Here is a 16,839-nt window from a genome sequence, read left to right as displayed (position 1 = left end):
ACAAACTAATCATAATGGGCGCTGTCCATTTTTGTCAAATATTGAACGAAAGGGTGGTGGATGCGAGTAAAAGGCAGTAAATTAGCGGATTGTGGCGTTTAATCTCAAATTGAGATTGAATCCATATCAAAAAAGCCGAAGTCTTCTTGCACGAATATAAGGTAACACCAGAGGAAAAATGCTATGATAATAGATGTTTGTGTACATACGACTGATTTCGGTCTATGAAATGGAGGATTTCAACAATGAATATCCATGAGTATCAAGGCAAAGCGTTATTGAAACAGTATGGTGTAGTTGTGCCTGAGGGCAAAGTTGCGTTCACCGTTGATGAAGCGGTTGCAGCAGCAGAAGAGCTTGGTACGAAAGTTGTTGTTGTAAAAGCACAAATCCATGCGGGCGGCCGTGGTAAAGCTGGCGGTGTTAAAGTCGCAAAAAGCTTGGATGAAGTTCGCGCATATGCAGGAGAAATCCTTGGAAAAGTGCTCGTTACGCATCAAACTGGCCCAGAAGGTAAAGAAGTTAAGCGCCTTCTTATTGAGCAGGGCTGTGACATCAAGAAAGAATATTATATCGGTGCTGTTCTTGACCGTGGCACAGGCCGCGTCGTCATTATGGCTTCAGAGGAAGGCGGCACGGAAATTGAAGAAGTTGCCGAGCATTCCCCTGAGAAAATTTTTAAGGAAATCGTTGATCCAGCTGTGGGACTGCAAGTGTTCCAAGCGCGTAAGCTCGCTTATGCAATCAACATTCCAACTGCACTCGTTAACAAAGCTGTTAAATTCATGATTTCGTTGTACAACGCTTTCGTTGAGAAAGATTGTTCTATTGCCGAGATCAATCCACTTGTCGTAACTGGCGATGGTGAAGTGATGGCATTGGATGCGAAGCTGAATTTTGACTCCAATGCACTATACCGTCATAAGGATATTGTCGCATTGCGCGATCTGGAAGAGGAAGATGCGAAAGAAATCGAAGCTTCCAAATACGATCTCAGCTACATTGCCCTTGATGGCAACATTGGCTGCATGGTTAATGGCGCAGGCCTTGCTATGGCGACAATGGACATTATCAAATATTATGGCGGCGACCCTGCGAACTTCCTGGACGTAGGCGGCGGTGCAACGAAAGAGAAAGTAACAGAAGCGTTCAAAATCATTTTGTCCGATGAAAATGTTAAAGGGATTTTCGTTAATATTTTTGGCGGCATTATGCGTTGTGACGTTATTGCGGATGGCGTTATTGCGGCCGCGAAGGAAATTGGCCTCGATCGTCCGCTTGTCGTAAGACTGGAAGGCACAAACGTTGAATTGGGTAAAAAAATGCTGAACGAGTCGGGACTGAACATCGTAGCAGCGGACTCTATGTCAGACGGCGCACAAAAAATTGTCGCTCTCGTGAAATAAATACGCGTATGAATTCATGGACGGGGATGTGAGATTCGATGAGCATTTTGGTAAACAAAGATACAAAAGTGATTACGCAAGGGATTACGGGCGCAACTGGCTTGTTTCACGCGAAAGGCGCACTCGATTACGGTACGCAAATGGTAGGCGGAGTAACGCCGGGTAAAGGCGGAACTAACGTCGATATCACTCTTGAAAACGGTTCAACGGTATCGCTTCCAGTGTTTAACACTGTTGAGCAGGCGGTAAAAGCGACTGGCGCTACAGCTTCGGTTATTTATGTGCCGCCAGCATTTGCAGCTGATTCTATTCTAGAAGCCGTTGACGCTGGACTTGAACTTGTTATCTGTATTACGGAAGGCATTCCGGTACTAGACATGGTCAAAGTTAAGCGTTATATGGAAGGCAGCAAATCGATTTTGATCGGACCTAACTGTCCAGGTGTTATTACACCAGACGAATGTAAAATCGGCATTATGCCAGGCTACATTCACACGAAAGGCCATGTAGGCGTTGTTTCCCGCTCGGGAACATTGACTTACGAGGCGGTTCACCAGCTGACGACTCGCGGCATTGGACAATCCTCTGCAGTCGGTATTGGCGGCGACCCAGTGAAAGGCTCCGAGTTTATCGACATTTTGAGCCGTTTCAATGATGACCCTGATACTTACGCGGTTATTATGATCGGTGAAATTGGCGGTACAGCAGAAGAAGAAGCGGCAGAATGGGTTAAAGCCAATATGAAAAAGCCGGTTGTAGGCTTTATCGGCGGCGCAACAGCGCCTCCAGGCAAACGTATGGGCCATGCTGGCGCGATCATTTCCGGAGGCAAAGGAACAGCTGCTGAAAAAATCGCTACGCTTGAAGCATGCGGAATTAAAGTAGCGCCTACTCCATCGGATATGGGCTCCACGCTCGTATCGGTGCTTGAAGAGCAAGGCCTGTTGGAAAAATGCACAACTGTTGCAAAATAATAAAGCTTTGAAAAAGGTAAGCAACCTTTCGATTCCCGTTAGCGGGAGCTGAAAGGTTGCTTTTTTTTATGAAGATGAGAGGGCGACTTGCATTCTTCAGCCATGTAACGCACAATAGGAAAGAATGTAAGGGCGTGCCTCATTATAATGGAGGCCGAACGATATGGAACGTGATCATGATGAATGCAGGCAAATCGTAATGATGCTTAGCGAAGTGCCAGGCATTGGCTGGCGCACGATTCAGAAGGCAGTAGCGAGCGGCGCGTGGCGAGAGGGCAGCGGTCAGGATGAAGCAGCCTATGTTAAGGCCGGTTTTAGCACCCAGCAGGCACGGTCGGCTGTTAAGCGAATAGGGCAAGGACTCGTTGCTTCAGGCTCTTCCTATGAAAAGGCCGTTCAGCTTGGAGCTAGTGTCATTACACCGTTTGATGAAGCCTATCCAAACTATTTGCTGCAAATTCCGCAGCCGCCATGGGTGTTGTATGCGATTGGCCGTCTGGAGCTGTTGAAGCGCCCAATCATAGCAATCGTCGGAACGCGCAATCCTACCGCATATGGCCGTCATACTGCTTCTATGCTCTCTGAGCAGCTTTCGGCAGGCGGGATGACTATTGCGAGCGGTTTAGCCCGTGGAATCGATAGCAAGGCGCATGAGGCCGCTCTGCGAGGAGTTGGTAGCACGATAGCCGTGCTTGCATGCGCCGTAGATTGTTGTTATCCTTCAGAGAATAGAACTTTGTATCGCCATATAGCGGAAGAGGGGCTATTGCTCTCGGAAACGCCAATCGGTACGCCGCTGCATCCCGGCATGTTTCCGCTGCGCAACCGAATTATTGCAGGGCTTTCCCTTGGCACACTCGTCATAGAGGGGGCAATTGGCAGCGGTTCTTTGATTACAGCAGCGCAAGCGCTGGATATGAACCGTGATTTATTCGCTGTGCCGGGTCCGATTTCTTCTCCTAAAAGTGAAGGGCCTAATTCGCTTATACGCCAAGGAGCAAAGCTGGTTAGCGCGGCCGAGCATATTTTTGAAGAATACACATGGCTTGGCGATGAATGGCTGAAACAGTCGAATTCTTCTGCCTTTTCACAGCGCCAATCGGACAAGGAATTGTCCGCTGATGAACGAAAAATTATCGCACTGCTGCGAGAGCGTCCATTATCCATTAATGAATTACACCAGCTGATAGCTGTTCCTTTTGGACATTTAAGCGCTCTTCTGATAAATTTATGTATAAAACGTAGGATCGAGCAGCAGTCTGGATCGCTATATATAGCATTGTAGTAAGCAGTAGAGAGGGGGGCGCCTAACGTGGCAGACTCATTAGTTATCGTCGAATCACCAGCCAAAGCGAAAACAATAGGGAAGTATTTAGGCAGCAAATATATTGTTAAGGCTTCCATGGGCCATATTCGCGATTTGCCGAAAAGTCAGATTGGCGTCGAAGTTGAAAATGATTTCAATCCAAAATATATTACGATTCGCGGCAAAGGCAGCGTACTGAAAGAACTCAAAAGCGCCAGCAAAAAAGTGAAGCATGTTTATCTGGCGGCTGACCCGGATCGCGAAGGGGAAGCTATTGCATGGCATTTGGCTCATTATTTGGAGCTGGATGCCTCGGATACTTGCCGCGTTGTATTTAATGAAATAACGAAGCAAGCGGTTAAGGATGCTTTTAAGACGCCGCGCAAAATCAATATGGATTTGGTTAATGCGCAGCAGGCGAGACGTATTCTAGATCGTCTTGTCGGCTACAAGATCAGTCCGCTTCTGTGGAAAAAGGTCAAGAAGGGCCTTTCTGCTGGCCGCGTTCAATCGGTATGCGTCAAGCTGATTATTGACCGCGAAAATGAGATCGATGAATTTGTGCCGGAAGAATATTGGTCGATTACTGCAAAGGTATCGCAAAACGGCGTTCCATTTGAGGCCAAATACCATTCCATTGGCGGCGAGAAGCGCGAGCTCGGCAACGAGCAGGAAATGCAAGCCGTGCTGGATGCGATGGAAAGCGGCTCTGATTTTAAAGTGGCGGAAGTGAAGGAGAAGGAGCGTTTGCGCAATCCTGCACCTCCATTCATTACGAGCTCCCTGCAGCAGGAAGCCGCCCGTAAGCTTGGTTTCAGGGCGTCTAAGACGATGTCCGTTGCCCAGCAGCTTTATGAAGGTGTAGAGCTAGGCAAGGAAGGCACGGTCGGTCTAATTACATATATGAGAACGGACTCCACTCGTATATCCCCGATTGCGCAGGAAGAAGCAAAGGAATACATTACGGAACGCTATGGCGCTCCTTATATGCCAGAGCAGCTTCGCATTTATGCGAAAAAGAACAGCAATGCCCAAGATGCGCATGAGGCGATCAGGCCGACAGCTATTATGCGTGATCCGGATACGATGAAGCCGTTCCTCAGCCGCGATCAATTCCGGTTGTACAAACTGGTATGGGAACGTTTCGTATCCAGCCAAATGTCTTCAGCCGTTCTCGATACGATGACCGTCGATATGATATCTGGCGATGTCAAGTTCCGTGCGAATGGATCCAAGGTCAAGTTTGCCGGATTTATGAAAGTATATGTGGAAGGCAATGATGATGGGGCAGAAGAGGAGCATAAATTCCTACCGCCAATTGAAGTAGGGGATATGATTCCTGCGGAAGCCATTGAGCCTAAACAGCATTTCACACAGCCGCCGCCGCGTTTTACGGAGGCCAGACTCGTGAAAACGCTTGAGGAGCTCGGCATAGGACGGCCAAGTACGTATGCGCCTACGCTGGAAACGATTCAGAAGCGCGGATACGTAGCGATAGAAGAGAAGAAATTTATGCCGACTGAGCTTGGCGACCTTGTTATCCAGCTAATGGAAGAGTTTTTTCCGGAAATTCTGAATGCTGAATTTACAGCCAACATGGAAGGGGATCTCGACCATGTGGAGGAAGGCTCGCAGGACTGGGTCAAAGTACTTGCGACCTTCTACGACTCGTTCGAGAAGCGTCTGGAAGTAGCGGAAGAGGAAATGAAGGAAATCGAAATTCAAGATGAGGTTTCCGATGAAATTTGCGAAAAATGCGGCCGTCATTTGGTTTATAAAATGGGGCGCTTCGGCAAATTCCTCGCTTGCTCCGGCTTTCCGGATTGCCGCAATACGAAGCCGATCGTTAAGGATATCGGCGTGCCTTGTCCGAAATGTGAGGAAGGCAAAATTATTGAACGGAGAAGTAAAAAAGGCCGGATTTTCTACGGCTGTGATACGTATCCAGCTTGCGATTATGTTTCATGGGATAAGCCTTCAGGCAAGCCATGTCCGAAATGCGAAAGCATGCTCGTAGAAAAACGCAATCGCAGCGGAGCAAAGCTGCAATGTCCTACATGTGATTATTCCGAAGAGCTGCAGGATGAAGAACAAGAAGAAGCATAAAGCGGCATCTACGATGCTGTGCACAGCTCCACATGTGAGTGGACCCGGTCCTCCCTGAATAGGGAGGACAGCTGTGTTTTATCCGTTCTGTTGGTTTACCCCGCAATCCCAGCAAAAAAATGATATTTATTTGCGCGAAGCGCGTATTATGATTTGGAGGTAAGTTCATTGTCATCATCATCCTATCCAAAAGTAACCGTTATCGGAGCTGGCCTGGCCGGCAGCGAAGCCGCTTGGCAAATCGCATCCCAAGGCGTACCCGTCGTACTCTATGAAATGCGGCCCGAGACGAAAACGCCAGCCCACCACACGAACCAGTTTGCCGAGCTCGTATGCAGCAACAGCTTGCGTGCAAATGGACTGGCAAATGCCGTAGGCGTGCTTAAAGAGGAAATGCGTCAGCTGGATTCACTCATTCTTGGCTGCGCGGATCGTCATGCAGTTCCAGCGGGCGGTGCGCTTGCTGTTGACCGGGATGGGTTTTCCGGCGAAGTAACGCGCCTTCTGCACGAGCATCCGCTCGTTGAAGTCCGCAACGAGGAAGTAACGGAAATTCCAACGGACGGAATCGTCATTATTGCGACAGGTCCACTTACAGCTCCTGCGTTGTCCGCGCAAGTACGCGAGCTGCTGGGCGAGGAATATTTCTACTTTTACGATGCTGCTGCACCGATTGTGGAGAAAGATTCTATCGATATGAGCAAAGTTTATCTCGCTTCCCGCTATGATAAAGGCGAAGCCGCTTATTTGAACTGCCCGATGACGGAAGAGGAATTCGAAATTTTTCATGACGCGCTCGTTAATGCCGAGAAAGCGGAAATAAAAGATTTTGAAAAGGAAGTATATTTTGAGGGCTGTATGCCAATTGAAGTTATTGCAAGCCGCGGCAAGCAAACGGTGCTTTTTGGACCAATGAAGCCAGTTGGTCTTGTGAACCCGCATACAGGCAAGCTGCCTCATGCTGTTATTCAATTGCGTCAGGACAATGCGGCTGGTACGCTGTATAACTTGGTTGGGTTTCAAACGCATTTGAAATGGGGCGAGCAGAAGCGGGTATTCTCGCTTATTCCAGGACTAGAAAATGCCGAGTTTGTGCGTTTTGGTGTTATGCACCGCAATACGTTCATCAATTCGCCACGTTTGCTTGAGCCGACCTATCAGCTTAAAAATCGCCCTACCTTATTTTTTGCTGGCCAGATGACGGGTGTTGAAGGTTATGTAGAATCAGCGGCTTCCGGGTTAATTGCCGGTTTCAACGCCGCTCGTCTCGCACGCAATCTTGAGCCGCTTGTGCTTCCTGGAGACACGACGCTGGGCAGTATGGCACAGTATATTACGACGGCGGATTTCAAGCATTTTCAGCCTATGAATGCGAATTTCGGGTTGTTCCCGCCGCTTGAGAAACGATTGAAGAGCAAGAAGGAAAAGAATGAAGCGATTGCGAGCCGTGCGCTTGCCGGCATTGAGCAATTTAAGCAGGAGCATTTCACGCATTTGGTAAACAACTAATTACGGTCATGCAGCTATTTTTGAAGGTTTGGATCAGTACAGGCGCATTTGCATAGAGGAGGCGAAGAGATGGAAATGGAATTTCATGCAACGACGATTTGTGCAGTCCGTCACGAGGGAAAAGGCGCGATTGCAGGGGATGGTCAAGTAACGTTCGGCAACAGCATGGTGATGAAAAATAAAGCGAAAAAGGTACGCCGCTTGTATCGCGGGCAAGTCGTTGCTGGTTTTGCTGGCTCGGTTGCTGATGCGATTACGCTTTTTGAGAAGTTCGAGGCAAAGCTTGAGGAGCATCATGGCAATTTGCAGCGCTCGGCTGTAGAGCTGGCGAAGGAATGGCGCTCGGATCGTGTGCTGCGCAAATTGGAAGCGATGATGCTGGTCATGGATCAGACGGGACTTTTATTGATTTCAGGAAATGGCGAAATTATTGAGCCGGATGATGGTCTTTTGGCCATTGGCTCGGGCGGCAGCTTTGCTTTGTCCGCAGCTAGAGCACTCAAGCGCCATGCCACTCATCTGGATGCGAAGGAAATGGCCCGTTCGGCGCTAGAAATTGCAGCAGATATTTGCGTCTACACGAATCACAATATTATTGTCGAAGAAATCGGCTCTTAAACGGAGGAGATTAATATGGCAAATGCAGCGTTAACACCAAGAGAGATCGTAGCGGAGCTGGATAAGTATATTGTCGGTCAAAAGCCTGCGAAACGTTCGGTCGCAATCGCCTTGCGCAATCGTTATCGCAGAAGTCAGCTTGATGAATCGTTGCGTGATGAGGTCGTGCCGAAAAATATTTTAATGATCGGTCCTACAGGCGTTGGTAAAACAGAAATTGCCCGCAGATTGGCGAAGCTTGTAAAAGCGCCTTTCGTAAAGCTTGAGGCAACTAAATTCACCGAGGTAGGTTACGTAGGCCGCGACGTTGAATCCATGGTTCGCGATTTGGTTGAAACAGCGATCCGCATGGTGAAAACGGAAAAAACCGAGCAGGTTAAAGATAAAGCGGAGAAGCTGGCAAACGAATTGCTGGTGACGCTGCTTGTTCCTTCGAAAATAAAGGAAAAGACGCAAAAAAATCCGTTCGAGATGCTTTTTGGCAACCAGCAAAATGACAATCTGCAAGCAGAAGAACCGGAGCAGGATCAGACGATTGTGCAAAAACGGGCTCAGGTGCAGGCAGATCTTGCTGCTGGCAAGCTGGAAAATGAAATGGTTGAGGTAGAAGTTGAAGATGCTGCTCCGAATATGCTGGACATGCTCGCAGGCGGCCAAGGTCCCGAAGGCATGGGCATGAATATGCAGGAGCTGTTCGGACAGCTGATGCCGAAAAAAACGAAGCGCCGCAAGCTGCCGGTTAAGGAAGCGCGTAAAGTGCTTATTCAGGAAGAAGCAAACAAGCTGATCAATATGGATGATGTCATTTCAGAATCGGTTACACGTGCGGAACAGTCAGGCATTATTTTTATCGATGAAATTGACAAAATTGCGAGCTCCTCGCGTGGAAATGGCCCAGATGTTTCGCGTGAAGGCGTGCAGCGTGATATTTTGCCAATCGTTGAAGGCTCGACGGTTATGACCAAATATGGTCCGGTAAAAACGGATTATGTGCTCTTTATTGCCGCAGGTGCATTCCATATTGCGAAGCCATCCGATTTGATTCCCGAGCTGCAAGGCCGTTTTCCGATTCGGGTGGAGCTTACTTCGCTTACGCTTGATGATTTTGTGAGCATTTTGAAGGAACCGAAAAACGCGCTGACTAAGCAATACACAGCACTGCTGCAAACCGAAGGCATTGAAATCGAATTTTCAGATGAGGCCATTCATGAGCTGGCATCCATTGCCGCAGAAGTGAATCGGAATACTGAAAATATCGGAGCGAGAAGGCTGCATACGATTTTGGAAAAGCTGCTTGAGGATCTTTCCTTTGAAGCGCCTGATATTACATTGGACCATATGCTGATCACGCCGGAATATGTTCGTGAAAAGCTGGGAAGCATTGCGCAAAATAAAGATTTGAGTCAATATATATTGTAGTTGGTATGAGTTTTAGGAGGCAATGGCATGACGTTATTAACAAAAACAAGGACGCTAAACCGCCTGCTGCAGCGGGCGGCTGGCAAACCGCTTATTTTCAGAGAAATGGCGGAGGTGCTGACCAGCACCATTCAAACGAGTGTATTTGTCGTAAGCCGCAGGGGAAAGGTGCTCGGTTGTGCAGCTGTGAATCCGCATGATCATGACTCGCTGCGTTCCATGTCGGCAGAAGAGCTGCGTTTCCCGCAGGAAAGCAACGAGCAATTTCTTGAAATGACGGAATCGGTCACGAATGTGGCGCCGTATGCTGGTGTTTATGAGACTTTCCCGTCGCTAGGGCAGCAGGAAATTATGACGGTTGTCCCGATAACAGGTGGCGGAGATCGCTTAGGCACGCTAATTTTGACACGGCACCAAGGCGCTTTTGACGACGATGATTTAGTGCTTGCAGAATATGGGTCTACGATTGTCGGCATGGAAATTTTACGCGAGCGTTCGGTAGAAATTGAGCATGAGGCACGCAGTCGCGCTGTCGTGTCGGTTGCTATTGGTTCGTTATCGTTCAGCGAGCTTGAGGCAGTCGAGCATATTTTTGAGCAATTGGAAGGAAAAGAGGGGCTGCTTGTAGCCTCAAAAATTGCTGACAGGGTCGGTATTACTAGGTCTGTAATCGTAAATGCCCTAAGAAAATTAGAAAGTGCGGGGGTCATTGAGACTAGATCACTCGGAATGAAGGGAACTTACATTAAGATATTAAATCACCAGCTACTTCAAGAGCTGGAAAAAATTAAATCATAAAATATGAGTCTAAACGACTAAAAAAGCCCTATCTTATTTTAAAGATAGGGCTTTTTTCTTATTGTAATAATTTGGAGAATTGTTGAATATAAACATGTCGGCAAATATCGACAGCATGATCTCATTTTTTTAATAATTTAATGTCGAACAAAGCAGGAATGCTACGAAGTGTGTTGAATACCTTATATTAGGATCTTTTAATTATCGAAAGTGGTGATAATAAAGTGAACTTATTAAGCGGATCTTCATTCCAAAGGCTAGAGGGGGCAGTTCATGCAGCAGAAATGCGGCAAAATGTCATTTCGAATAATATAGCCAATGTGGATACCCCGCATTTTAAACGGTCAGAGGTTGAATTTGAACAGCTTTTGGAACAACAAATGGGTAATAGCTCACCTAAGCTGAAAGGAAAGCTTACGAATGCAAGGCATATTCCTATAGGTGGGCCGGTCAATCCTACGCCTCAAGTCATAAGCGATAAAGAAACCGCCATGAACAATAATGAGAATAATGTGGATATTGATCGGGAAATGTCGCTGCTTGCGAAAAATCAGCTGAGCTATAACGCTTATTTGCAGCAAGTCAATCATGAAATCAAAATGATGCGAACAGCAATAGAAGGGAGAGGTTAAAGAGTGAAAATTTCCAGCGGATTTGATGCGAGCGCCTCTGCTCTAACCGCACAGCGCCTGCGAATGGATGTTATTTCTTCAAATATTGCGAATGCGGAAACGACGCGTGCCGGTTATGAGAATGGACAATTCGTGCCTTATAAACGGAAAATGGTCGTTTTGGAGCCGTTGAAATCAAGCTTTTCCAATGCGCTGAATGCCAAAATGGGAAAAAGTACAACAACTGGTGGGGTAAAGGTTGCCAAAATCATTGATGACACAGCCCCAACGAAGCTTGTATATAATCCTACCCATCCTGATGCCGATTCAAACGGCTATGTAAATATGCCGAATGTAGATGTCGCGAAAGAGATGGTTGATATGATTTCAGCTTCGCGTTCTTATGAAGCGAATGTCACAGCCATTAATTCTTCTAAAGCGATGTTTGTAAAAGCATTGGAAATTGGGAAGTAGCAACAACCATTAAACAATAGCCGAGGAGGAATATAGTGATTCAAGCCATTTCGATGAACCAGTTGCAGCCTTTAAAGACGATGACAGCTGCGCCTGTAGAGCAAGCTACTCCGGCAGAACTTACAAAAACATTTAGCCAGTTTTTAAATAACGCAATTGAGGGTGTTAGCGCCCAGGAACAAAATGTACATAAGCTTAACGATAAGTTTTTAATTGGTGAAGTTGATGTTTCTCAGGTCATGATTGCTGGCGAAAGAGCGCAGCTTAGTCTTCAACTAACCTCACAAATCCGCAACAAGGTTGTAGAGGCATATCAAGAAATAATGCGGATGCAGGTATAATGAACGATAAAAAAACCTGGCAAAGAATTTGGGTGAGGTGACAAGGTGAACGAGAAAATCGCCCAATTTAGACTGAGAATTTCGCAATTCTGGAGTCAAATGGGAAAAAAACAGAAAATAGGCTTGGGGGCTTCTGTAGGCGTACTGTTGTTATCTATAATTCTTCTTACTGTAATCTTTACAAGAACGGATTATGAATTGGCTTTTCAAAATTTGGATACAACAGACTCAGCAGCCATTATGAACTACCTGGATAGCAATGGTATCCCTTATGAACTAGGGAGTGGCGGAACTAGTATTTCTGTACCAAGCGCTGTAGCCGAACGTACTAAGGTAACGATCGGCTCACTTGGTCTTGTGCAGAACGGATCAATTGGCTTTGAAGCTTTTACACAAAGCTCTTCGACCTTCGGCACAACAGAAAATGAATTTAATGTCAAATATTTAAGCGCCTTGAACGGCGAGATCCAACAATTGCTGAATCGCATGCAAGGCGTGAAAAGTTCTAAAGTGCTTGTGAACTTGCCAGAAGAAAGCGTGTTTCTAACTCCTGAAGAGAAAGACAAAGCAACGGCTGCCATCTCCTTGGAATTTATGGCTGGCTATCGTCCAACTCAAAAGGAAATTGACGGTTATTACAATCTGGTAAAATCGGCAGTTCCAGGTACGACAATAGACAACATTACCATCTCTGGTCCGCAGGGCGAGCTGATGTCCTCCGAAGCAGGGGGCACGATTGCAGGCACAGCGGAAGCGGTTGACAGCCAATTCCAAATTCAACGCAAATATGAAGCGGAATTGAAAAAGAATATTCAACAGTTTCTGGGACCGATTGTCGGTTCCGAAAATCTAGTCATCAGCATCGGAAGCAGCTTGAACTTCGATAATAAGAAGACAGAGGAACAGCAGGTTGTGCCGCTGCCTGACAATAATAATAACGGAATTATTGTTAGCCAGTCCGATCAGACCAGTTCTTCTACAGGTGGCAGCTCCAGTGCAGGCGGTGTAGCAGGAACGGGAGAAACGGATGTTCCGGGCTATACTGCAACGGATGCCGCTGGAAACTCTACCTCGGAAGAAAGCTCTTCTACTGTTAATTACGATTTTGGAAGAATTAATCGTACCACGATTTCAGGGCCTTTCGTAATTAAAGATCTATCCATTAGCATCGGTGTTGAAGCAAGTCGACTCACTCCAGAATCTCGTACAGAGATTACGACCTTCTTGACAGGTTTGGTACGTGCACAGCTTGCTGATTCAGGTCAAGATGTTAATAATGACGATTTAATCAACAAAAAGGTTTCACTTATTGGGCAAACATTTGCTGAAAGCACCGCTACAAACACGATTGGCGGCTTATCAATGGGATGGGCAATCGGAATTGGAGCAGCAGCACTTGCGATTATTGCCGGTTTGATTATTTTGCTCGTTCGCAGACGCAGACAGCAAGCGGCAGAAGCAGCAGCAGCTGAAGCACAGGAAGCGGTTGTAGCATCAACGGCTGTAGAATATCCTACCCTTGATTTTGATAGCTTAAGCAATGACAGCCAAGCACGTAAAAATCTTGAGACACTCGCCAAACGCAAGCCGGATGAATTTGTTAATTTACTTCGGACTTGGCTTGTCGATGAATAGAGGTCGTTTGCATGAGTAAATCGATGAATGGGCTAACCGGAAGGCAGAAAGCGGCAATACTGCTAATTACACTAGGTCCCGAAGTGTCAGCTCAAATTTTTAAACATTTAAGAGAAGATGAAATTGAACAGTTAACTCTTGAAATAGCCAATGTGCGTAAAGTGGACAGCTCAGAGCGTGAAACGATTTTAGGAGAGTTCAATCAAATCTGTGTAGCTCAGGAATATATTTCGCAAGGCGGTATTACTTATGCCAGAGATATTTTGGAGAAGGCGCTAGGTGAGAGCAAAGCGGCAGAAGTAATAAATCGATTGACTGCTACTTTGCAAGTACGGCCATTCGACTTTGCCCGCAAAGCAGAACCGATGCAAATACTCAACTTTATTCAAAACGAGAACTCTCAGACGATTGCACTCGTGTTGTCCTATCTCCAATCGGAGCAATCTTCGCACATTTTGTCCTCTCTTCCACAAGAAAAGCAGGCGGAAGTTGCAAGAAGGATTGCGCTCATGGACAGCACTTCACCGGAAGTTATATCGCAGGTGGAGCGTGTGCTGGAGCAGAAGCTTTCAGCTACCGTCACTCAAGATTACACAAATGCTGGCGGTATCGACTCTATCGTTCAAATTTTGAACGGTGTTGACCGCGGTACGGAACGCACCATTCTTGATTCTCTGGAAATTCAAGATCCTGAACTTGCAGAAGAAATCAAGAAGCGGATGTTCGTCTTCGAAGATATCGTCAACATCGACAATCGTTCGATTCAGCGGATTATCCGCGATATCGAAAATGCCGATTTGCAGCTTGCGCTTAAAGTCGCTAGCGAAGAAGTGCGGGATGCCATTTTCCAAAACATGTCGAAGCGCATGGCGGAAACATTCAAGGAAGAAATGGAGTTTATGGGTCCAGTCCGATTGCGTGATGTAGAGGAGGCGCAGACCCGTATTGTCGCAACGATTCGCAGATTAGAGGAATCAGGTGAAATCATTATCGCCCGTGGCGGAGGAGATGATATCATTGTCTAATTTGATTAAATCCACAAGCGTTGTTTCTATCGATCAACTAAGAGAGCTTTACTGGAAGAACAAGCATGCAGCACTCGCAGCAGATGCGAATGGTGAAGCTGAAGCTCCAGAGGAAGAACAGCCTGATGAAGAAACGATTACGCTGCGGGATCAAATTATTGCTGATGCCAGGCAGTTTGCAGAAGAACGATTGCGGGAAACGGGAGCTCAATGCGAGCAAATGCTGACCGAGGCTGAAGCGAATGTGGAAGCCTGGTGGTTGGAAAAAAGACTCGAGGATGAAGCGACGACAGAAGCTGCCCGCAGCGAAGGCTATGAACGTGGTTTTGCGGAAGGCATCGAGCAAGCGAATATGCTAGCCAAGCAGGAATGGGAGCAAAAGCTGTTCGAAGCGAATGCGATTTTATCTTCCGCTTATTCAATGCGTGAGCAGATCATTCAGGAAGCGGAACCGTTTTTGGTGGAACTAAGCTGCGCGGTAGCGGAAAAGGTAATCGGCCAACAGCTGGAGCAAGCTCCAGAAATGGTCATTGAATTAATTAAAAAATCGCTTGCAAGAAGACGCGAGCAAGGTGTTATTACGCTGTGCGTCGCACCTGGTCAGTTGGCTTTCGTCCAAGCTGCGCAAGAAGAGCTGAATTTGGCAGTCGACTCGCAAGCCGAGCTGCAAATTTTGCCGGATGCGACGGTTAAAGATTTTGGCTGCGTTATTCGTTCCGCATACGGAAGCATTGATGCCCGTATCGATACACAGCTGTCAGAATTAAAACGCGAGCTGGTCCAGTTCGCTCATCAATCAAGGGACGAGCGAGGACAGGCTGATGAGCAATAGTTCATTGCAGGCGGGCAAATATGTCGAGCATTTGCAGGCAATTGATCCCATACGTGTGAATGGAAAGGTCACCCAGGTCATCGGGCTTACCGTTGAATCGGAAGGGCCAGATGCAAGTATCGGTGATGTGTGCTATATCTATCCGAATAAAGCGGCAAAGCCGATTAAGGCTGAGGTTGTAGGCTTTCGGAACAATAAAGTTATTCTAATGCCGCTGGGCGATTTGCACTCCATCAGCTCAGGCTGTGATGTTGTAGGAACAGGCAAGCCGCTTAGTGTGCAGGTAGGCTCCGAGCTGCTTGGAAAAGTGCTGGATGGCCTCGGCCAGCCGCTTGATGGGTCTTTTTTACCAAGCCGAATGCAGCATTATTCTACTCATAATGAACCAAGCAATCCGCTTATGCGTCCTCGTGTTCTGGAGCCGCTGGGCATTGGCGTTAGAGCTATCGACGGTTTGCTGACGGTTGGCAGAGGCCAGCGTGTAGGTATATTTGCCGGATCTGGGGTAGGGAAAAGTACCCTGCTCGGCATGATTGCCCGAAACACCTCGGCCGACGTCAACGTCATTGCATTAATCGGCGAGCGTGGTCGTGAAGTACTAGAGTTTATTGAGAAGGACTTGGGACCTGAAGGCTTAGCCCGTTCGGTCGTCATTGTCGCTACCTCGGACCAGCCAGCACTCATTCGGATGAAGGGGGCACTAATCGCCACCTCCATTGCTGAATATTTTCGCGATCGTGGTCTGAACGTCATGCTTATGATGGACTCCGTTACACGTTACGCTATGGCACTTCGTGAAGTAGGTCTGGCGATCGGCGAGCCACCTGCAACGAGAGGATATACGCCTTCCGTATTTGCGAATTTGCCTAAATTGCTAGAACGAGCAGGAACTGGTCCAAAAGGCTCAATCACCGCGTTCTACACCGTTCTAGTAGATGGGGATGATATGAATGAACCTATTGCGGATGCAGTCCGGGGGATTTTGGATGGCCATATCGTTCTGAGCCGGCATCTTGCGCATAAAGGACATTTTCCAGCCATTGATGTCTTGCAATCCGTGAGCCGGGTTATGAAAGAAATTATTACGGAGGAGCAGCAGGATGCGGCTAATCAGTTGAAGCGCCTATTATCTATTTATAAAGATTCGGAAGACCTTATAAATATTGGGGCGTACCAACGCGGTTCTAATGAAGAAATTGATTTGGCGATGCAATTCATTGATTCGATTCATCAGTTCACGAGACAAAAAACAAATGAAAAAGTCACCTTGGAAGAAGCTCAGGAGCGGCTAATAATTGATTTTTACAGGAGATGAAGCGTTGAATGGGAGCATTTCGTTATTCCTACCAAAAAATCGTTGATCTGAAGACAAGTGAAAAAACGCAGGCAGAATGGATACTGTCCTCTTCCATTGGAGAGCTGCAGGCTGCCGAGTTGACCGTCGAGCAATTGCGTGAAAGCCGTGCAGAATGGGAGCAGAAGCAGCATCAGTCTTCGCAATCCGGCGTTTCTTTGGCTGAGCTTCAGACCATTCAACAATATGTGGATTATTTGGACTCCTGTATTGAAGCAAAACGGCTTGAAGTGAAGCGGGCGCAAAAGGTCGTCGAGCAAAATCGGATCAAGCTTTCGGATAAAATGCAGGACGAGAAAGTATGGTTGAAGGCAAAGGATAACGAGAAGGAACGTTTCCGGTATGCGATGCAGCTTAAGGAGCAAAACGAGTTGGATGAAATGGCAACTGTCCGTTTCATGGTAAGCGTGCCGTAAATATCCGGCTGCAGC

Annotated in this window: 16 protein-coding genes; all 16 read left to right on the top strand. The window is 47.1% G+C overall.

Features of this window, described 5'->3' with window-relative positions:
• Positions 1 to 245 precede the first annotated feature (245 nt).
• A complete protein-coding gene (gene sucC, locus AC50Y5_RS23655) occupies positions 246 to 1,406 on the top strand; it encodes an ADP-forming succinate--CoA ligase subunit beta (RefSeq protein WP_430162054.1) in 1,161 nt (386 codons plus the stop codon).
• Positions 1,407 to 1,444: 38 nt separating this feature from the next.
• Positions 1,445 to 2,380 (top strand): succinate--CoA ligase subunit alpha, encoded by a 936-nt coding sequence (sucD, locus tag AC50Y5_RS23650; protein ID WP_056038283.1) that lies wholly within the window; start codon positions 1,445 to 1,447, stop codon positions 2,378 to 2,380.
• 163 nt (positions 2,381 to 2,543) lie between these two features.
• Positions 2,544 to 3,665, top strand: a complete 1,122-nt coding sequence (dprA, locus tag AC50Y5_RS23645; protein WP_494863960.1) for a DNA-processing protein DprA — start codon at positions 2,544 to 2,546, stop codon at positions 3,663 to 3,665.
• Between the two features lie 27 nt (positions 3,666 to 3,692).
• Entirely contained in the window at positions 3,693 to 5,792 is a 2,100-nt protein-coding gene (gene topA / locus AC50Y5_RS23640; protein WP_056038277.1) for a type I DNA topoisomerase, read from the top strand.
• Between the two features lie 168 nt (positions 5,793 to 5,960).
• Entirely contained in the window at positions 5,961 to 7,301 is a 1,341-nt protein-coding gene (trmFO, locus tag AC50Y5_RS23635; protein ID WP_056038273.1) for an FADH(2)-oxidizing methylenetetrahydrofolate--tRNA-(uracil(54)-C(5))-methyltransferase TrmFO, read from the top strand.
• Positions 7,302 to 7,370: 69 nt separating this feature from the next.
• On the top strand, positions 7,371 to 7,919 hold the full coding sequence (gene hslV / locus AC50Y5_RS23630) for an ATP-dependent protease subunit HslV (protein ID WP_056038270.1): 549 nt from the start codon (positions 7,371 to 7,373) through the stop codon (positions 7,917 to 7,919).
• Between the two features lie 15 nt (positions 7,920 to 7,934).
• A complete protein-coding gene (gene hslU / locus AC50Y5_RS23625; RefSeq protein ID WP_494863959.1) occupies positions 7,935 to 9,338 on the top strand; it encodes an ATP-dependent protease ATPase subunit HslU in 1,404 nt (467 codons plus the stop codon).
• A gap of 27 nt (positions 9,339 to 9,365) precedes the next feature.
• Complete coding sequence (gene codY / locus AC50Y5_RS23620; protein WP_056038264.1) at positions 9,366 to 10,136, top strand: GTP-sensing pleiotropic transcriptional regulator CodY; 771 nt, start codon at positions 9,366 to 9,368, stop codon at positions 10,134 to 10,136.
• A gap of 224 nt (positions 10,137 to 10,360) precedes the next feature.
• Positions 10,361 to 10,768, top strand: a complete 408-nt coding sequence (gene flgB / locus AC50Y5_RS23615) for a flagellar basal body rod protein FlgB (protein WP_056038261.1) — start codon at positions 10,361 to 10,363, stop codon at positions 10,766 to 10,768.
• Between the two features lie 3 nt (positions 10,769 to 10,771).
• Positions 10,772 to 11,221 (top strand): flagellar basal body rod protein FlgC, encoded by a 450-nt coding sequence (gene flgC, locus AC50Y5_RS23610; protein ID WP_056038258.1) that lies wholly within the window; start codon positions 10,772 to 10,774, stop codon positions 11,219 to 11,221.
• Between the two features lie 53 nt (positions 11,222 to 11,274).
• Positions 11,275 to 11,562, top strand: coding sequence for a flagellar hook-basal body complex protein FliE (gene fliE, locus AC50Y5_RS23605; RefSeq protein ID WP_081418951.1), 288 nt, complete (start codon positions 11,275 to 11,277; stop codon positions 11,560 to 11,562).
• A 45-nt stretch (positions 11,563 to 11,607) separates the two neighbouring features.
• Entirely contained in the window at positions 11,608 to 13,197 is a 1,590-nt protein-coding gene (fliF, locus tag AC50Y5_RS23600) for a flagellar basal-body MS-ring/collar protein FliF (RefSeq protein ID WP_056038252.1), read from the top strand.
• An 11-nt stretch (positions 13,198 to 13,208) separates the two neighbouring features.
• On the top strand, positions 13,209 to 14,222 hold the full coding sequence (fliG, locus tag AC50Y5_RS23595; protein WP_046230712.1) for a flagellar motor switch protein FliG: 1,014 nt from the start codon (positions 13,209 to 13,211) through the stop codon (positions 14,220 to 14,222).
• A complete protein-coding gene (locus tag AC50Y5_RS23590; protein WP_327204929.1) occupies positions 14,206 to 15,054 on the top strand; it encodes a FliH/SctL family protein in 849 nt (282 codons plus the stop codon). Before fliG ends, AC50Y5_RS23590 begins: the two co-directional genes overlap by 17 nt.
• Positions 15,044 to 16,369, top strand: coding sequence for a flagellar protein export ATPase FliI (fliI, locus tag AC50Y5_RS23585; protein WP_056038246.1), 1,326 nt, complete (start codon positions 15,044 to 15,046; stop codon positions 16,367 to 16,369). The genes AC50Y5_RS23590 and fliI overlap by 11 nt, the downstream gene beginning before the upstream one ends.
• 8 nt (positions 16,370 to 16,377) lie before the next feature.
• Entirely contained in the window at positions 16,378 to 16,824 is a 447-nt protein-coding gene (gene fliJ, locus AC50Y5_RS23580; RefSeq protein WP_056038243.1) for a flagellar export protein FliJ, read from the top strand.
• Positions 16,825 to 16,839 lie beyond the last annotated feature (15 nt).

The organism is Paenibacillus sp. JT22N7 (assembly GCF_059383875.1).
The sequence above is the reverse complement of the archived record's forward strand: the minus strand, read 5'-3'. Positions and strand labels throughout refer to the sequence as shown.